Source organism: Streptomyces peucetius (assembly GCF_025854275.1).
GTDB lineage: Bacteria > Actinomycetota > Actinomycetes > Streptomycetales > Streptomycetaceae > Streptomyces > Streptomyces peucetius_A.
The window spans coordinates 6,299,069-6,314,767 of the sequence record NZ_CP107567.1; the positions used below are offsets into that span (position 1 = coordinate 6,299,069).

The following is a 15,699-nucleotide window of genomic DNA, read 5'->3' on the forward strand; positions in this document are numbered from 1 at the left end:
CGCATCTCCTTGTCAGTGAGGCCGCCTGCGGCACGAGCGCCGGCCCTCGGTGGATCCGAGCGAAAAGATCCGGCGTATGCGGACGGCAATCCACCCTTGACGCGATGTGGTGGTCCGGCTTTGATCCTGTGTCGGTAACACGGGTGGCGCGAGATCTGTGCACCACGCGGGTGAAGGGGCGAGCCGAAGCCGTCGTGCGCGGGCAGGAAACGCGGGCATGGACAAGGCCAAATTCCCACCGCCGGCTGGAGCTGGAGCACTCATGGAAGACAACGCCGAACAACATCGAGTACCGGTCCTGATCGTGGGCGGCTCCCTGGTGGGCCTGTCCGCATCCCTGTTCCTGGGCCGCCTCGGCGTACGGCACACGCTGGTCGAGAAGCACGCGAGCACCTCGGTCCACCCGCGCGGGCGCGGCAACAACCTGCGCACGATGGAGGTGTTCCGTTCGGCCGGGGCGGAACAACGCATCCGCGCCGCGGCCTCCGTGCTGGCCGACAACCACGGCATCCTGCAGACGCCGGACCTCGCCGACGCCGACGCCGGCGAATGGCTGGTGAGGCAGATCGACGAGAAGGGGCCGCCGACCCACCGGCTCAGTCCCTCCGCATGGTGCGTGTGCAGCCAGAACGACCTCGAGCCCGTACTCCTCGAAGCAGCCCTCGAACAGGGCGGCGATCTGCGCTTCGGCACCGAACTGCTCTCCTTCGAGCAGGACGACGAGGGCGTCACCGCCGTCGTCCGCGACCGCGCGAGCGGCCGGGACAGCACCGTGCGCGCCGACTACCTGATTGCCGCGGACGGCCCCCGCAGCCCGGTGCGCGAGCGGCTCGGCATCGGGCAGACCGGCCCCGGCGACCTGTTCCACAACGTGAGCATCACCTTCCGCTCCGACGGCCTCGCCGCCGTCGTCGGCGACCGCCGCTTCGTGGTCTGCTACCTGACCGGCCCCGACGCGGAGGGTGCGCTGCTCCCGGTCGACAACGAGAAGGTCTGGGTCTTCCACGCGCCCTGGAAGTACGACCAGGGCGAGACGCTCGAGGACTTCACGGACGAGCGCTGCGCCGACACCATCCGCGCGGCGACCGGGGTCCCCGGCCTGGACGTGGAGATCACCGGCAAGGCGCCGTGGCACGCGGCCGAACGCGTCGCCGAACGCTACGCCCGGGGCCGGGTCTTCCTCGCGGGCGACTCCGCGCACGAGATGTCGCCCACCGGCGCTTTCGGCTCCAACACCGGCATCCAGGACGCCCACAACCTCGCCTGGAAGCTCGCCGCCGTCCTCGACGGCTCGGCAGGGCCGGGGTTGCTCGACACGTACGAGACCGAGCGCCTGCCGGTGGCCCGCGCCACCAGCGCCCGTGCGTCCGCACGGTCGGTGGAGCACAGCCACCCCGGATACGAGCCCGCCCCCGGCGCGGCGGCCGGGCTCGGCGGACCGCGGGGCGGGCTGCTGCCCGTCGTGCTGGGCTACCGCTACCTGCGCGGCGCGGTCCTCGGCACGGACCCCGAACTGCCGGTCCTGCCCAAGAAGATGGACCTCTCCGGCGCACCCGGCACGCGCGCCCCGCACATGTGGCTGCGCCGGCCGGGCGGGGGAGGGCGGCTGTCCACGCTGGACCTCTACGAGCGGTCCTTCGTCCTGCTCACCGGTGCCGGCAGCAAGGACTGGTCCGTGGCGGCGGAACTCGTCGCCGGGAGGCTGTCCGTGGTCCTGGACGCCTACCGGATCGGGGAGGGCCCCGAGGCCGACCTGGTCCCGGAGGCAGGCGCCGACTGGGCCGGGGTCCACGGCACGCACCCCGACGGCGCCCTGCTCGTCCGCCCCGACGGCTTTGTCGCCTGGCGGGCGGCGGGCACCGAGATCGACCAGGAGGCGGCGCTGTTCACGGCGCTGATGTCGCTGCTGCGGAGGGGGTGACGGGGGCGGGTGTACCGCTGCGGTTCCCCCATGCCGCCCCTTCCCGAAACCGGGGCAGGCCCCGGACCCCGGTACCGGGGGCTTCGCCCCGGGACCGCGGGTCCGCTGTGCGGGCCCACTGCACGCCGACCACCGCTCTGCGGGCGGCGGTCGGCGCCCCTGTGCCGGGCCTGGCGGCCCGTGGCCTCCACCGGCCCCGTGCCCGGCACCGCGGGCGGCGCCAGCCCCTCCAGGCCGGCTCCGAGGGCGGCGCCGGCTCCTTTGGGCCGTGCCAGCTCCTCCGGGCCGGTTCCGCGGGCGGCGCCGGCCCCTCCGGGCCGTGCCCGGGGCGTTGGCCAGCGCCGGCCCCACCAGTCCGTGCCGTGCCTGGCGGCCCATGTCCGGTCCACGGCCCGTGCCGGTCCACCGGCTCGTGTCGACGCTGTGGCCCGTGCCGGGCCTGGGGCCCGCACTGGCTCCGCCCGCTCGTGCAGGCCTCACCGGTCCGTGCGGGCCCCACCAGGCCGTGCCGGGGCTGTTGGCCCGCGCCGGCTCCACCGGCCCGCGCTCGGCGCCTCGGCTCGTGGCGGGCTCCTGCCGCGCTTTGCGCGGTGGCCTCGTTCTCCGCCTGCGGGCTGCGGGCTGCGGGCCGGGGACAACTGGGTCCGGGCGGAGACCGGTGCAGGGGCGGGGCGGGGGGACGGTCCGCGCAGCGGCCTCGTCAGGGGCGCTCCGCTCGCGCGCATGCCGTGTATGCCGCCCGGTGCACCGCCCGTGCGATCCGGGCGCCCCACACCGACCGCGGGCCCGCGAAGGGTTCGAGGGTACCGGGGGCCTCCGGCCGCAGCGCCGCCACGCACACCGCGTCCGTCGGTGTCCCGGACGCGGCGATGCCGAGGTCGTGCAGGGCCTGGACCTTGGCCTCCGTCGCGGTGGCGACCGCGTTGACGAGGGCGGCGTCGGACAGCGCGACGGGAAGCGAGACCACGATGTTGACGGTGCCCGCCTCGGGCGGCCCGGGCCGGCCGGGGGCGGGTGCGGCCGCCCAGCCCCGGACGCCGATGCCCGCCGTCACCAGGGCGTCCACGCCGCCGTCGGACGCGTGGTACCGGTCGCTCACCCACGCCGCCGTCATCAGGCCGACGCCGGGGCCGGACACCCCCCAGGCAGCCGCCAGTCCGGCCAGGTGTGCGGCAGGGTCCATACGGCGGTAGCCGGGCGCGACCTGGGCGTTGAGAACCCAGGCGCGTTCGCCGATGCCGCCGCCGAGCAGGGCGCTGGAGATCGTGCGCCGGTCCTCGCCCGGGGCCCACAGCAGCATCGGCAGGCTGTCGCCGTCCTCCTGGCGGGACAACAGCGGCAGGTCGCCGAGGTCGCCGAGGTCGCGCAGACAGCGCAGATCGCGCAGGTCCGACGCGCCGGCGAGGCCGGTGGCAGGGGAGGGGAGGAGCATGCCGCACCTCAACCCGGTGTGCGCGCCGCGTACGGCGTCGGCGTCGGCCGAGCGTGACGCCGGCCACAACCGCAGGCCCACCGGCACGGCCTGTGTCGGCGGCACGCTCCACTTCGCCGTGCGGGACCGGGCGTTCGACTTCGACGCCGCGCCGGCCGCCACCATCGCCAAGTCCACGGACCACGGCCGTACCCGGACCTGGACCGGTCGGCGCCCCGGACGCCGGTGCCGCTGAGCAGCCCGCTCCCTCACAACGCGCCGTACCCCGACGTGAGCCCGGTCCACGGCGGCAGGCGACTGTACGACACACTGAGGACCGCACAGTTCGACAACGTCGTCGAACCCGGACCGACGAGCGGATCCGGACCGAGGTGAACGGCGGACAGGTGTCCGGCCGTACTCGTCGCAGTGGCGACACCCGGAACGTCGTCGTCGTGCACCGGCCGTCACCCCGCGTCAGGGCAGGAAGGGACATCTTGTGACACTGTCATCCCCGAAGGACCGACTTGCTTCGCTCCGTGCCGAACTCGAGCACCGCAATCCGGCGCAGCCCGAGTTCCACCAGGCGGCACGGGAGGTGCTCGACAGCCTGGCGTCCGTGTTCGCGGCGCGCCCGGAGTACGCGCAGGCGGCGATCGTCGAGCGCCTCTGCGAGCCGGAGCGGCAGATCATCTTCCGGGTGCCCTGGCAGGACGACCACGGCGCGGTCCACGTCAACCGCGGGTTCCGCGTCGAGTTCAACAGCGCACTCGGCCCGTACAAGGGCGGACTGCGCTTCCACCCGTCGGTGAACCTCGGCGTCGTGAAGTTCCTCGGCTTCGAGCAGATCTTCAAGAACGCCCTCACCGGACTGGGCATCGGCGGCGGCAAGGGCGGCAGCGACTTCGACCCGCACGGCAGGTCCGACGACGAGGTCATGCGGTTCTGCCAGTCGTTCATGACGGAACTGCACCGGCACATCGGTGAGCACACCGATGTGCCCGCGGGCGACATCGGCGTCGGGGCACGCGAGATCGGCTACCTCTTCGGCCAGTACCGCCGCGTCACCAACCGGTGGGAAGCGGGCGTCCTCACCGGCAAGGGGCAGAACTGGGGCGGATCCGCGATCCGCACCCAGGCCACCGGCTACGGCAGCGTGCTGTTCGCGGCCGAGATGCTGAAGCCGCGCGGTGAGGACCTGGAGGGCCAGGCCGCCGTCGTCTCCGGCTCCGGCAACGTCGCGATCTACACCATCGAGAAGCTCCTGCGCAGCGGCGCCCACCCCCTCACCTGTTCCGACTCCGCCGGCTACGTGGTCGACGAGAAGGGCATCGACCTCGAACTGCTCAAGCAGGTCAAGGAGGTCGAGCGGGCCCGCCTGAGCGAGTACGCGGCGCGCCGCGGAGCCTCCGCGCGCCACGTTGCCGGCGGGCGGGTCTGGGACGTGCCCGCCGACCTGGCGTTCCCGTCCGCCACCCAGAACGAGCTCGGCGAACAGGACGCGGTCACCCTCGTGCGGAACGGCGTCAAGGCCGTCTCCGAGGGCGCGAACATGCCCACCACCCCCGAGGCGGTCCGCGTGTTCCAGGAGGCGGGCGTCGCGTTCGGACCGGGCAAGGCGGCCAACGCGGGCGGCGTGGCCGTCAGCGCCCTGGAGATGCGCCAGAACGCCGCCCGCGACAGCTGGGCCGCGGACCGTGTCGAGGCCGAACTCGCCACGATCATGCGGGACATCCACCAGGTCTGCCACGAGACCGCCGAGCGCTACGGCGCCCCCGGCGACTATGTGACGGGCGCCAACATCGCCGGCTTCGAGCGGGTCGCGGACGCGATGCTCGCCCAGGGGCTCGTCTGACGGGCCGGGAACGGCCGTGGCCGGGGCCGCTCAGGGTGTGAAGAGCACCTTGACGGCCCCGTCCCGCTTCTTCTGGAACATCTCGTAGGCCGCCGGAGCCTCGGCGAGCGGCACCCGGTGGGTGGCGAACCGCTCGACGCCCAGCGGATCTCCGTCCGTGACGAGCGGCAGCAGCTCCTCCACCCACCGCCACACGTTGGCCTGCCCCATCCGCAGCTGCACCTGCTTGTCGAACATGGTCAGCAACGGCATCGGGTCGGCCATCCCGCCGTAGACGCCGGACAGCGAGATCGTGCCGCCGCGGCGTACCAGCTCGATCGCCAGATGGAGCGCGGACAGGCAGTCGATGCCGACGCGTTCCATCATCCGGGCGGCGAGCGTGCCGGGCAGCAGGGTCGTCATCTGCTGTGCGCCCTTGGCGACGGGCGCGCCGTGGGCCTCCATGCCGACGGCGTCGATGACGGAGTCGGGGCCCCGGCCGTCGGTCAGGTCGCGGACCGCGTCGATGATCTTGTCGCCGTACTCCTCCATGTCCAGGGTGTGCACGCCGTGCTCCCTCGCCCGGGCGAGGCGCTCGGGCACCAGGTCGATGCCGATGACCAGGCCCGCGCCGCGGTGCGCGGCGACCCGGGTGCACATGTCGCCGATCGGGCCGAGGCCCAGCACCACCACGGAGCCCCCAGGTGGCACGGCGGCGTACTCGACCGCCTGCCAGGAGGTGGGCAGTACGTCGGACAGGTAGACGAACCGGTCGTCCGGCGGGCCGTCGGGGACGCTGATGGGCAGCGTGTTGCCGAACGGGACCCGCAGGTATTCGGCCTGACCGCCCGGCACCTGCCCGTACAGCTTGGTGTAGCCGAACAGCGCCGCGCCCTTGCCGTGGTCGTGCACCTGTGTGGTCTCGCACTGGGAGTGCAGTCCCTGCCCGCACATGAAGCAGGTGCCGCACGAGATGTTGAAGGGGACGACGACCCGGTCGCCCGGCTTCACCCGGGTGACCTCGGAGCCGACCTCCTCGACGACGCCCATCGGTTCGTGCCCGAGGATGTCGCCCTGTTCGAGGAACGGCCCGAAGAGTTCGTACAGATGCAGATCGGAACCGCAGAGACCGCTCGTCGTCACCTTGACGATCACGTCCGTGGAATCGCGGATCTCGGGGTCGGGGACGGTCTCCACGCGCACATCGCGCTTTCCGTGCCAGGTCAGTGCTTTCATCATGCCTCCTCGTCCGCGTCCCGCCGCCGATCTCCGGAGCCGGGTGCGGCCATGCCGCGGTGGGCGGCGGCCTTGAGTCGGTCCGGGACCACCTTGGCGGCGAGCCCCGTGGCCCTGGTCTTCGCCGAGCCCGCGACGATCTTGTCCGTGCCGGCCATCAGCGCGTCGAGTCCCTGCTTCGCCACCAGTGCCGGATCGTCCTTCTCCTGCCGACCGATCTTGGTGTCACCCATGCCGGCACGGCGGAAGAAGCCCGTCTCCGTGGGGCCCGGCATCAGCGCGGTGACGGTGACGCCGGTGTCCTTGAGCTCGTTCCGCAGTGCCTGGGCGAACGACTGCAGGAACGACTTCGAGGCGTTGTAGACCGCCTGGAACGAGCCCGGCACGGTCGAGGCGACGGACGACGTGATCAGGATCCGGCCCTCGTCCATGTCGGTCATGTCCCGCAGCAGCAGTTTGGCCAGATGCACGGTCGAGCGGATGTTGAGGTCCACGATCGAGAGCTCGTCGGCGAGGTCGTTCTCGACGAAGGGGCCGCCCTTGCCGATGCCCGCATTGAGCGCGGCGACCGCGACCGGCCGCCCCGTCGCCGCGATCGCCGCGTACAGCCGCTCGGTCTCGCGGAAGTCACGCAGGTCCGCCCGGACGGCCCGGACCGCCGCGCCGCCGGCCCGGACGCGCTGCGCCGCCTCCTGGAGCCGGGTGTCGTCCTCGGCGGTCACGAGCAGGTCGAAACCGCGCTCGGCGAGCTGTTTCGCCAGTTCGAGGCCGATGCCGCTGGACGCCCCGGTGACGACGGCGAACGGCCTGGTGTCGGTCATGCCGCCTCGAGTACCCATGCCCCGGCCTTTCACCGGACGAGTCCGCGCCCGAGCTGCCTCACCCGCGTGAGTCACTCGGATGCAGTACGTGAACGAGGTGCCGCCGCGGTGACCGGCCGACGCTTGTCGAGGGCCGGCGATCCCGGCCGGCGGGGGCGGCGAACAGGTGGGACGCCCGCCCCGGCCCCCGGAGCGCGATCCGCCCGACCGCACGGCACGTACGGAGGAGATCGAATGAACGCCGCCTTCTCACGCAGCTGGAAACACGCAGTCGTCACCGGCGGCGCGGGATTCGTGGGTTCGCACCTGTGCACGGCGCTGCTGGACTCCGGCACCGCGGTCACCTGCGTCGACGACTTCAGCACCGGCCGGCCGGAGAACATATCCCGGCTGCGTGACCGCCCCGACTTCGAACTCGTGCGGGCCAGCGTCTCCGAGCCGTTCACCGTCGACCGGCCTCCTGATCTGGTGCTGCACTTCGCCTCCCCGGCGTCGCCCGCCGACTATCTGCGGCTGCCGCTGCACACGATGGAGGCCGGCAGCCTCGGCACCCGCAACGCCCTGGCTCTCGCCCACGAGTGCGGCGCCCGATTCCTGCTCGCCTCCACCTCCGAGGTCTACGGCGACCCGCAGCAGCACCCGCAGAACGAGCGCTACTGGGGCAACGTCAACCCCGTCGGACCTCGCAGCGTGTACGACGAGGCGAAGCGCTTCGGTGAGGCGCTGACCACCGCACAGGCCGACGCCCACGGCACGGACACCGGCATCGTGCGCCTGTTCAACACGTATGGCCCCCGGATGCGCGGCTACGACGGCCGCGCGGTGCCCACGTTCATCCGCCAGGCGCTGGCCGGCGAGCCGCTGACCGTCACCGGCGACGGCCGCCAGACCCGGGCGCTGTGCTACGTCGACGACACGGTGCGCGGCATTCTGGCCGCCGCCGCCCACGGTCTCCGCGGCCCGGTGAACATCGGCAACCCGGTCGAGATCACCATGCTCGACCTCGCCCGGCTCGTCATCGAACTCACCGGATCCACCTCCGAGATCCGCTTCATCGAGCGGCCGACGGACGACCCGGCCGTGCGCTGCCCGGACATCACACTCGCCCGCGACAAGCTCGAGTGGGAGCCGCGCGTCAGTGCCGAGGAGGGCCTGCGGCGCACCGTCGACTGGTTCCGCACCCACGCGGACCGACGGTCCTGACGGACACCCGGACACCCGGACCCCCGGCCCCGGCCCCCGGACAGCGAGCAGCCGGACACCGGACCCCGGTACCACACCCTTTGTGCCGCCGGCCCTGACGCGACCCGTCGAAAGGTCTGTGACTGACATGCGCATTCTCGGAATCAACGCTCTCTTCCATGACCCCGCCGCCGCCCTCGTCATCGACGGAATGACCGTCGCCGCGGCAGAGGAGGAACGCTTCTCCCGGCGCAAGCACGGCAAGCGCCCGGTGCCCTTCGCCGCCTGGGAGCTGCCCGAGCAGGCCGCCGCCTGGTGCCTCAAGCGGGCCGGAATGCGGCCCCAGGACCTGGATGCCGTGGCCTACTCCTTCGACCCCTCGCTCGCCAGGCCGACCGACGCCATGGGCCTCGACGACCCCTGGGACCATCTGCGGCTGGCCTACGCGCGGGAGGCCCCCGGCTTCCTGCAGACCGCGATGCCCGGACTCGACGCCGACATCGTCCGCTTCGTACCCCACCACATGGCGCACGCCGCGTCCGCCGCGTTCGCCGCGACCGACGCCGGCACCTCCTCCGTCCTCGTCCTCGACGGCCGCGGCGAACGCGCCTCGCATCTCGCCGCCCGCCGCGTCCACGGGCGGCTGGAGGCCCTGCACGCTCAGGACCTGCCGCACTCGCTCGGCCTCGTCTACGAGGAGCTGACCGAGCACCTCGGATTCCTGCGCTCCAGTGACGAGTTCAAGGTGATGGCCCTCGCCTCCCACGGCAGGCCCCGGATGCTGGCCGAACTGCGCAAGTACGTCCACCCCACCGGCGACGGCGGTTTCCGGGCCACCGGCGTGCCCTGGCACCAGTTCTGCGCCCCGCGCGGCCCCGACGAGGCGTGGACCCAGGAACACGCCGACGTGGCCGCCAGTGCCCAGGCCGTCCTCGAGGAGACCATGCTCGACCTCGTACGGTGGCTGCACGGGCAGACCCACGACAGCCTGCTCACGCTCGCCGGCGGCGTCGCCCTCAACTGCGTGGCCAACTCCCGGATCGCGCGCGAGGGTCCGTTCTCCCGCGTCTGGGTCCAGCCCGCCGCCGGTGACGCCGGCACCGCCCTGGGCGGCGCCCTGCTGCTGTCCGCCGGCGAAGGCGACGATCCGGAGCCCATGAACGGCGCCGACCTCGGGCGCGACTGGTCCGACGCGGAACTCGGCGCCTGGCTGAAGACCGCCGCCGTCCCGTTCGACCGGCCGGCCGACATCGCCGCGACCGTGGCGGAGGCACTCGCCGACAACGCGATCGTCGCCTGGTTCCAGGGGCGTTCGGAGTACGGGCCGCGGGCGCTCGGCCACCGGTCGCTGCTCGCCCACCCCGGCCACGCGGGCAACCTGGAACGCCTCAACGACGTGAAGGGCCGCGAACAGTTCCGGCCGGTCGCGCCGATGGTGCTCGCCGAACGGGCCCCCGAGATATTCGACGGCCCCATGCCGAGCCCGTACATGCTCTTCGTCCACGACGTGGCCCCCGCCTGGCGGGAACGGATCCCGGCGGTCGTGCACGTCGACGGCACCGCCCGCATCCAGACCGTCGACCCGGCCCGCGAGCCGCTGGTGGCCCGGATGCTGCGCGAGTTCGAGCAGCGCACCAAACTGCCGGTCGTCGTCAACACCAGCCTCAACACGGCCGGCAGGCCCATGGTCGACGACCCGCGGGACGCCCTCGAATGCTTCGGATCCTCCCCCGTCGACCTGCTGGCCATCGGCCCGTACGCCATCCGGCGCGGCGACTTCTTCCGCCGCTGCGACGACGCGGACGACGCGGGGACGGGGGCGGCGCGATGAACGCCGACGGTGCCATGAGCGGTGGCGGTGCGACGAACGGTGGTGGCGCGGTGAACAGGGACGGTGCGGTGAACGGGAGCGGGCACCCGCCGCCGCGCTACACCGTGGTGATACCGACCGTCGGCCGTCCCTGCCTGACCGGCTGCCTGCGGGCGCTGGCCGCCGCCACCGGCCCCGGGCCGGTCCGGGTGGTCGTCGTCGACGACCGCCGCGGCGCGCCGCGCGCCCCGCTCCCCGTCGAGATCCCGGCGACCCTGCGGCCCATCACGTCGATCGTGCCCGGGCGCGCCCGGGGGCCGGCCGCGGCTCGCAACACCGGGCTGCGGGTCGCCGGACCCGTGCCCTGGGTCGTCTTCCTCGACGACGACGTGGTGCCCGGACCGACCTGGTGCGACGACCTGGCCCGCGACCTCGCCGCCGCGGGACGCCGCACCGGCGGTGTGACCGCCCGTATCGACGTGCCGCTGCCGGCCGACCGCGCCCCCACCGACTGGGAACGCAACACGGCGGGACTGGCCACCGCCCGCTGGATCACGGCCGACATGGCCTACCGGCGCGAGGTGCTGGACGCCGTCGGCGGCTTCGACGAGCGCTTCCCCCGTGCCTTCCGTGAGGACGCCGACCTCGCGCTGCGGGTCCGGGCCGCCGGCTGGTCGCTGGCCGCGGGCACCCGCACCACCACCCACCCGGTGCGCCCGGCGGGCCGCTGGGTCTCCGTACGCGTCCAGGCGGGCAACGCCGACGACGTCCTCATGAACCGGCTGCACGGCCGCGACTGGTGGCGGCGCGCGGACGCGCCACGGGGGCGCCTGCCCCGCCACCTCGCGGTGACCGCCGCCGGGGTGGCCGCACTCTCCTGCGCCGCGTCGGCCAGACCCGCCGCCGCGGCCTGCGCCGCGCTGTGGCTGGCCGGCACCGCCGAATTCGCCTGGGCGCGGATCGCACCCGGGCCGAGGACCCGCGACGAGATCGTCTCGATGGTGCTGACCAGCGCGGCCATCCCGCCGGTGGCGACCTGGCACTGGCTGAGGGCGCAACTGCGGCACCGCGGGGCGCCGCCGCTCCGGCCACCGGAGACGGCTCCGGCCACCGGCACCCCGGACCGGCCGGCCAGGGAGGCGGTGCTGCCATGAGCGGCTCCTCCACGGCCGGTGCCGCGCAGGACCCCTGGCTGTTCCACGGCCCGGCCGCCCCGCGGGGCACGGCGCTGCCGCCGGACGCCGTGGGCCTGCCGGACGCGGTTCTCTTCGACCGCGACGGCACGCTCGTCGTCGACGTCCCGTACAACGGCGACCCGACGCGTGTGGTGCCGATGCCGTCCGCCGTGGAGGCGCTCGCCGCCGTGCGGGCGCTGGGGATACGGGTGGGCGTCGTCAGCAACCAGTCGGGTGTCGCCCGCGGGATGCTGACTCCCCGTCAGGTGGCGGCCGTGCAGCGCCGTGTCGACGCGTTCCTCGGACCGTTCGACATCTGGGCGGTCTGCCCCCACGGGCCGGACGACGGCTGCCGCTGCCGCAAGCCCGCGCCGGGGCTGGTGCTCGCCGCCTGCGAGGCGCTCGGCGTGTGTCCGGCGCGCACCGCCGTCATCGGCGACATCGGCTCCGACGTGGCCGCCGCGCTGGCCGCCGGGGCGCGCGGCGTCCTGGTCCCGACCCCGGCCACCCTCCCCGAGGAGATCGCCGCCGCCCCCGACACGGCCCCGGACCTCCTCCGGGCGGTCCGCCTCGTACTGGACCCCAGCGCCCGCTGCCACCGCCCCACGGCCCCGCCGCGCCACCGTAGCCCCGCGCCGCCTGCCCGGCTCGCCCCGGCACGGGGCCCGGCGCCCGGCGGTGCGCCGACGCCGGACGCGGCGGTGGCGGCGGGTCGCGCGGTCGCCGTCCGTGCCGACGGGCCCGGTCCCGTGGTTGTGGCCGCGGCAGGGTTGCCGGCCGGTGCGGTCGCTCTCCCCGCGGTTGCGCCGGTGGGTGGTGCAGCCGGTGCGGCGGCCGCCGGAGCGGCGGGCGGCGGTCCGCCCCGCGTGGGAGGGCCGGCTGCGTGGCAGGGCGACGGCGTCGTGGTGGAGGAGGGGCGATGAGCAGGCGGCCCAGGACTCTGGTGGTGCGGCTCGACAGCGCCGGTGACGTGCTGCTCGCCGGCCCGGCCGTGCGGGCCGTCGCCGCCGGTTCCTCGCACACGGCCCTGCTCTGCGGCCCGCTCGGCGTGCCCGCGGCGCAGTTGCTGCCCGGCGTGGACCAGGTCCTGGTCCATGACGCGCCGTGGGTGGGCCTCGAGCCCGCGCCGGTGTCGCAGGAGCAGACCGAGCGGCTGCTCGAGACGCTGCGGGCCGGACGGTACGACCGGGCCCTCGTTCTCGTGTCGTACCACCAGAGCCCGCTGCCGATCGCGCTGCTGCTGAAGCTCGCCGGCGTCGGCTGGACCGCCGCCGACAGCGAGGACTACCCCGGCGCGCTGCTGGACCTGAGGCACCGTCGGCAACCGCACCGCCACGAGGCCCTGGCCGCGCTCGACCTCGCCCTGGACTCGGGCTTCGCCCTGCCGCCCGGCGACGACGGTTCGCTGCGGATCTCCGCCCCGCCCGCGACCACGCACCTGACCGGACCCGAGCCGTACGTCGTACTGCACCCGGGGGCCGCCGTGCCCGCCCGTGCGTGGAGCGCCGACCGGGCCGCGCGCGCCGCGGCCGCCCTGTCGGCGGCCGGGCACCGGGTCGTGGTGACCGGCGGCCGGGCGGAGAAGGACCTGACCGCGGCGGTCGCCGCGGACCACGCGCTCGACCTCGGCGGGATGACGGACCTTCACCAGCTGGCCGGTGTCCTGGCCGGGGCACGGGTCGCCGTGGTCGGCAACACCGGCCCCGGCCACCTGGCCGCCGCCGTCGGCACGCCGGTCGTCTGCCTTTTCGCACCCGTGGTGCCGGCCGAGCGCTGGCGCCCGTACAACGTGCCGCACGTGCTGCTGGGCGACCAGCACGCACAGTGCGCCGACAGCAGGGCCCGCAGCTGTCCCGTCCCGGGGCACCCCTGCCTGGACGGCATCGGCAATGCCGAGGTGCTCGCCGCCGTGGCGGCGCTCGGTGGGACCGCGACCGAGACGAAGGAGCGAGGAGCGCGACGATGAACATCCTGTTGTGGCATGTGCACGGCTCCTGGACGACGGCGTTCGTGCAGGGCCCGCACACGTATCTCGTCCCGGTCACCCCCGACCGCGGCCCCGACGGGCTCGGCCGGGCCCGCACGTACTCCTGGCCCGAGTCGGTGCGCGAGGTGGCTCCGGAGCAGCTGCGCGACGCCGCGGTCGACCTGGTCGTCCTCCAGCGGCCGCACGAGGCGGAGCTCGCCGAGCGATGGCTCGGAGGCAGGCGCCCCGGCCGCGACGTGCCCGCGGTCTACCTGGAGCACAACGCGCCGGACGGCGAGGTGCCCCGCACCCGGCACCCCTGCGCGGACCGCGACGACCTCACCCTCGTCCACGTCACGCACTTCAACCGGCTGTTCTGGGACAACGGCCGGGCCCGCACCGAGGTCGTCGAGCACGGCATCGTCGACCCCGGCCACCTCTACAGCGGCCGGCTGGCCCGCGCGGCGGTCGTCGTCAACGAGCCCGTGCGGCGCGGCCGGTACACCGGCACCGACCTGCTGCCCGCACTCGCGCAGGCCACCCCGCTGGACGTCTTCGGCATGCGCACCGAAGGGCTCGCCGAACACCTCGGTATGCCCGAGGAACGCTGCCGCACCGCCGATCTGCCCCAGCAGCAGCTGCATGGCGCCATGGCCGAACGCCGACTGTATCTGCACCCGGTGCGCTGGACATCCCTGGGCCTGTCGCTGTTGGAGGCCATGCACCTGGGCATGCCGGTCGTCGCCCTCGCCACCACGGAGGCCGTCGAGGCGGTCCCCGAGGGCACCGGCACCCTCTCCACCCGCCCCGAGGTCCTCGCCGCCGCCGCCCGCCGGTATCTGAACGAGCCGGAGGCCGCGGCGGAGGACGGCGCCCGAGCCCGCCAGGCGGCGCTGCGGCGCTACGGACTCAAACGCTTCCTCGACGACTGGGAGCGCCTGATGAAGGAGGTGTGCGCATGACCGCCCGTGATCTCATCGGCAGTGAAGCGCTGTCCATCGCGCTCGTCTCGGAGCACGCAAGCCCGCTCGCCGCGCTCGGCGGGGTGGACGCGGGCGGCCAGAACGTCCATGTCGCGCGCCTGGCGAGCGCACTCGCCGACCGCGGCCACCAGGTCACCGTCTACACCCGGCGCGACGCGCGGGGCCTGCCCGACTTGGTGCCGCTGCGGGCCGGCGTCGACGTCCGCCATGTGCCCGCCGGCCCGCCGGAGGCGATACCGAAGGACGAGCTGCTGCCCCACATGCTCGGCTTCGGGCGTCACCTGGCGCGCGAGTGGCAGACCCGCCCGCCGGACGTCGTGCACTCCCACTTCTGGATGTCGGGTCTCGCCTCGCTGCACGCGGTACGCGAACTGGAGCTGCCGCTGGTGCACACGTACCACGCGCTCGGCACCGTGAAGCGGCGTCACCAGCGGCACGCGGACACCAGCCCGCCCGCCCGGATCGCCTGCGAGAAGGAGGTCGGGATCGGCTGCGACCGGATCATCGCCACCTGCCGCGACGAGGTCGCGGAGCTGACCGCCATGGGCATCACCGCCGACCGGGTGGACGTCGTGCCGTGCGGTGTCGACACCGACCAGTTCACCCCGCACGGACCGGCCGCCGAACGGGGCGCGCACCGCCACCGGCTGCTCCAGATCGGCCGGGTGGTCCCGCGCAAGGGCGCGGCCGTCTCCGTCACCGCGCTGCCCCGGCTGCCCGGTGCCGAACTCCTCGTGGTCGGCGGCCCGCCGGCCGGGCGGCTCGACGACGACCCGGAAGTGCGCCGGCTGCGCGACCTCGCGCACGGCCTCGGCGTCGCCGACCGGGTCCGCTTCACCGGGGCCGTCGCCGGCGAGGACGTCGCACCGCTGCTGCGCAGCGCCGACGTGGTGCTGTGTCCCGGGGACTACGAACCCTTCGGGATCGTCCCGCTGGAGGCGATGGCCTGCGGGACGCCCGTCGTCGCCACCGCCGTCGGCGGCCAGCTCGACACCGTCGCCGACCCCGGGACCGGGCGACTGGTGCCGCCCCGCGACCCGGACGCGCTCGCCCGTGCCGTGGCCGGTCTGCTGGCCGACCCGGCGGCGCGGGAGGCGTGCGGAACGGCGGGTCGGCAACGGGTCCTCGCCCGGTACGGCTGGACGAGGATCGCCGCCGCCACCGAAGCCGTGTACCTCGGCGTCCTGGCCGGCCGGCCCGCCCGGCGCGGGGCCCCCGGAGCGGCCTGGGCGACGGGGGTGGTGTGACGCACCGGCCCCCGGAGACACGACCGCCCCCCTGCCAACGAGACCGCGCAGCACCGACGTTTCGAAGGAGGTGCGGGAACGGCCACCGTCCCCCGGGACGCACGGCACGCCCC

The 15,699-nt window shown here is 74.3% G+C and carries 13 protein-coding genes; 10 read left to right on the forward strand and 3 right to left on the reverse strand.

Features of this window, described 5'->3' with window-relative positions:
* The first annotated feature begins 262 nt into the window (after positions 1 to 262).
* On the forward strand, positions 263 to 1,921 hold the full coding sequence (locus OGH68_RS28635; protein ID WP_264247899.1) for an FAD-dependent oxidoreductase: 1,659 nt from the start codon (positions 263 to 265) through the stop codon (positions 1,919 to 1,921).
* Positions 1,922 to 2,621: 700 nt separating this feature from the next.
* Here the strand turns inward: OGH68_RS28635 and OGH68_RS28640 are convergent.
* Positions 2,622 to 3,221: an adenosylcobinamide amidohydrolase gene (locus OGH68_RS28640; protein ID WP_413471129.1), complete on the reverse strand. Its 600-nt coding sequence runs from the start codon at positions 3,219 to 3,221 to the stop codon at positions 2,622 to 2,624.
* A 130-nt stretch (positions 3,222 to 3,351) separates the two neighbouring features.
* Between OGH68_RS28640 and OGH68_RS28645 the strand changes: the two genes are divergently transcribed.
* Together OGH68_RS28645 and gdhA are read left to right on the forward strand one after the other, a co-directional pair.
* Positions 3,352 to 3,588 carry a hypothetical protein gene (locus OGH68_RS28645; protein ID WP_264247901.1) on the forward strand — a complete coding sequence of 79 codons (237 nt, stop codon included), beginning with the start codon at positions 3,352 to 3,354 and terminating at the stop codon, positions 3,586 to 3,588.
* A gap of 249 nt (positions 3,589 to 3,837) precedes the next feature.
* Positions 3,838 to 5,187 carry an NADP-specific glutamate dehydrogenase gene (gene gdhA / locus OGH68_RS28650; protein WP_413471130.1) on the forward strand — a complete coding sequence of 450 codons (1,350 nt, stop codon included), beginning with the start codon at positions 3,838 to 3,840 and terminating at the stop codon, positions 5,185 to 5,187.
* Between the two features lie 30 nt (positions 5,188 to 5,217).
* Here gdhA and OGH68_RS28655 read toward each other — a convergent pair whose 3' ends face one another.
* Positions 5,218 to 6,402 carry a zinc-dependent alcohol dehydrogenase gene (locus tag OGH68_RS28655; RefSeq protein WP_264250333.1) on the reverse strand — a complete coding sequence of 395 codons (1,185 nt, stop codon included), beginning with the start codon at positions 6,400 to 6,402 and terminating at the stop codon, positions 5,218 to 5,220.
* A complete protein-coding gene (locus OGH68_RS28660) occupies positions 6,402 to 7,223 on the reverse strand; it encodes an SDR family NAD(P)-dependent oxidoreductase (RefSeq protein WP_264247903.1) in 822 nt (273 codons plus the stop codon). The genes OGH68_RS28655 and OGH68_RS28660 overlap by 1 nt, the downstream gene beginning before the upstream one ends.
* A gap of 234 nt (positions 7,224 to 7,457) precedes the next feature.
* On the opposite strand from OGH68_RS28660, the gene OGH68_RS28665 reads away from it, so the two are divergent.
* From OGH68_RS28665 to OGH68_RS28695, 7 genes are all read left to right on the forward strand, one after another.
* Positions 7,458 to 8,426, forward strand: a complete 969-nt coding sequence (locus OGH68_RS28665; protein WP_264247904.1) for a UDP-glucuronic acid decarboxylase family protein — start codon at positions 7,458 to 7,460, stop codon at positions 8,424 to 8,426.
* A 127-nt stretch (positions 8,427 to 8,553) separates the two neighbouring features.
* Positions 8,554 to 10,236: a carbamoyltransferase gene (locus OGH68_RS28670; RefSeq protein ID WP_264247905.1), complete on the forward strand. Its 1,683-nt coding sequence runs from the start codon at positions 8,554 to 8,556 to the stop codon at positions 10,234 to 10,236.
* Positions 10,233 to 11,369 carry a glycosyltransferase family 2 protein gene (locus tag OGH68_RS28675; RefSeq protein WP_264247906.1) on the forward strand — a complete coding sequence of 379 codons (1,137 nt, stop codon included), beginning with the start codon at positions 10,233 to 10,235 and terminating at the stop codon, positions 11,367 to 11,369. Before OGH68_RS28670 ends, OGH68_RS28675 begins: the two co-directional genes overlap by 4 nt.
* Entirely contained in the window at positions 11,366 to 12,313 is a 948-nt protein-coding gene (locus OGH68_RS36500) for a D-glycero-alpha-D-manno-heptose-1,7-bisphosphate 7-phosphatase (RefSeq protein ID WP_413471042.1), read from the forward strand. The genes OGH68_RS28675 and OGH68_RS36500 overlap by 4 nt, the downstream gene beginning before the upstream one ends.
* A complete protein-coding gene (locus OGH68_RS28685) occupies positions 12,310 to 13,356 on the forward strand; it encodes a glycosyltransferase family 9 protein (RefSeq protein WP_264247907.1) in 1,047 nt (348 codons plus the stop codon). Before OGH68_RS36500 ends, OGH68_RS28685 begins: the two co-directional genes overlap by 4 nt.
* Complete coding sequence (locus OGH68_RS28690; protein WP_264247908.1) at positions 13,353 to 14,318, forward strand: glycosyltransferase; 966 nt, start codon at positions 13,353 to 13,355, stop codon at positions 14,316 to 14,318. The genes OGH68_RS28685 and OGH68_RS28690 overlap by 4 nt, the downstream gene beginning before the upstream one ends.
* The gene (locus tag OGH68_RS28695; RefSeq protein ID WP_264247909.1) at positions 14,315 to 15,586 is read left to right on the forward strand and encodes a glycosyltransferase; all 1,272 of its coding nucleotides are present in this window, start codon (positions 14,315 to 14,317) and stop codon (positions 15,584 to 15,586) included. The genes OGH68_RS28690 and OGH68_RS28695 overlap by 4 nt, the downstream gene beginning before the upstream one ends.
* Positions 15,587 to 15,699: the final 113 nt, after the last annotated feature.

Coding starts and splice junctions, on each gene's coding strand:
- OGH68_RS28635 (WP_264247899.1), top strand. CDS start 263: ATGGAAGACAACGCCGAACAACATCGAGTACCGGTCCTGATCGTGGGC.
- OGH68_RS28640 (WP_413471129.1), bottom strand. CDS start 3,221: ATGCTGCTGTGGGCCCCGGGCGAGGACCGGCGCACGATCTCCAGCGCC.
- OGH68_RS28645 (WP_264247901.1), top strand. CDS start 3,352: ATGCCGCACCTCAACCCGGTGTGCGCGCCGCGTACGGCGTCGGCGTCG.
- OGH68_RS28655 (WP_264250333.1), bottom strand. CDS start 6,402: ATGAAAGCACTGACCTGGCACGGAAAGCGCGATGTGCGCGTGGAGACC.
- OGH68_RS28660 (WP_264247903.1), bottom strand. CDS start 7,223: ATGACCGACACCAGGCCGTTCGCCGTCGTCACCGGGGCGTCCAGCGGC.
- OGH68_RS28665 (WP_264247904.1), top strand. CDS start 7,458: ATGAACGCCGCCTTCTCACGCAGCTGGAAACACGCAGTCGTCACCGGC.
- OGH68_RS28670 (WP_264247905.1), top strand. CDS start 8,554: ATGCGCATTCTCGGAATCAACGCTCTCTTCCATGACCCCGCCGCCGCC.
- OGH68_RS28675 (WP_264247906.1), top strand. CDS start 10,233: ATGAACGCCGACGGTGCCATGAGCGGTGGCGGTGCGACGAACGGTGGT.
- OGH68_RS36500 (WP_413471042.1), top strand. CDS start 11,366: ATGAGCGGCTCCTCCACGGCCGGTGCCGCGCAGGACCCCTGGCTGTTC.
- OGH68_RS28685 (WP_264247907.1), top strand. CDS start 12,310: ATGAGCAGGCGGCCCAGGACTCTGGTGGTGCGGCTCGACAGCGCCGGT.
- OGH68_RS28690 (WP_264247908.1), top strand. CDS start 13,353: ATGAACATCCTGTTGTGGCATGTGCACGGCTCCTGGACGACGGCGTTC.
- OGH68_RS28695 (WP_264247909.1), top strand. CDS start 14,315: ATGACCGCCCGTGATCTCATCGGCAGTGAAGCGCTGTCCATCGCGCTC.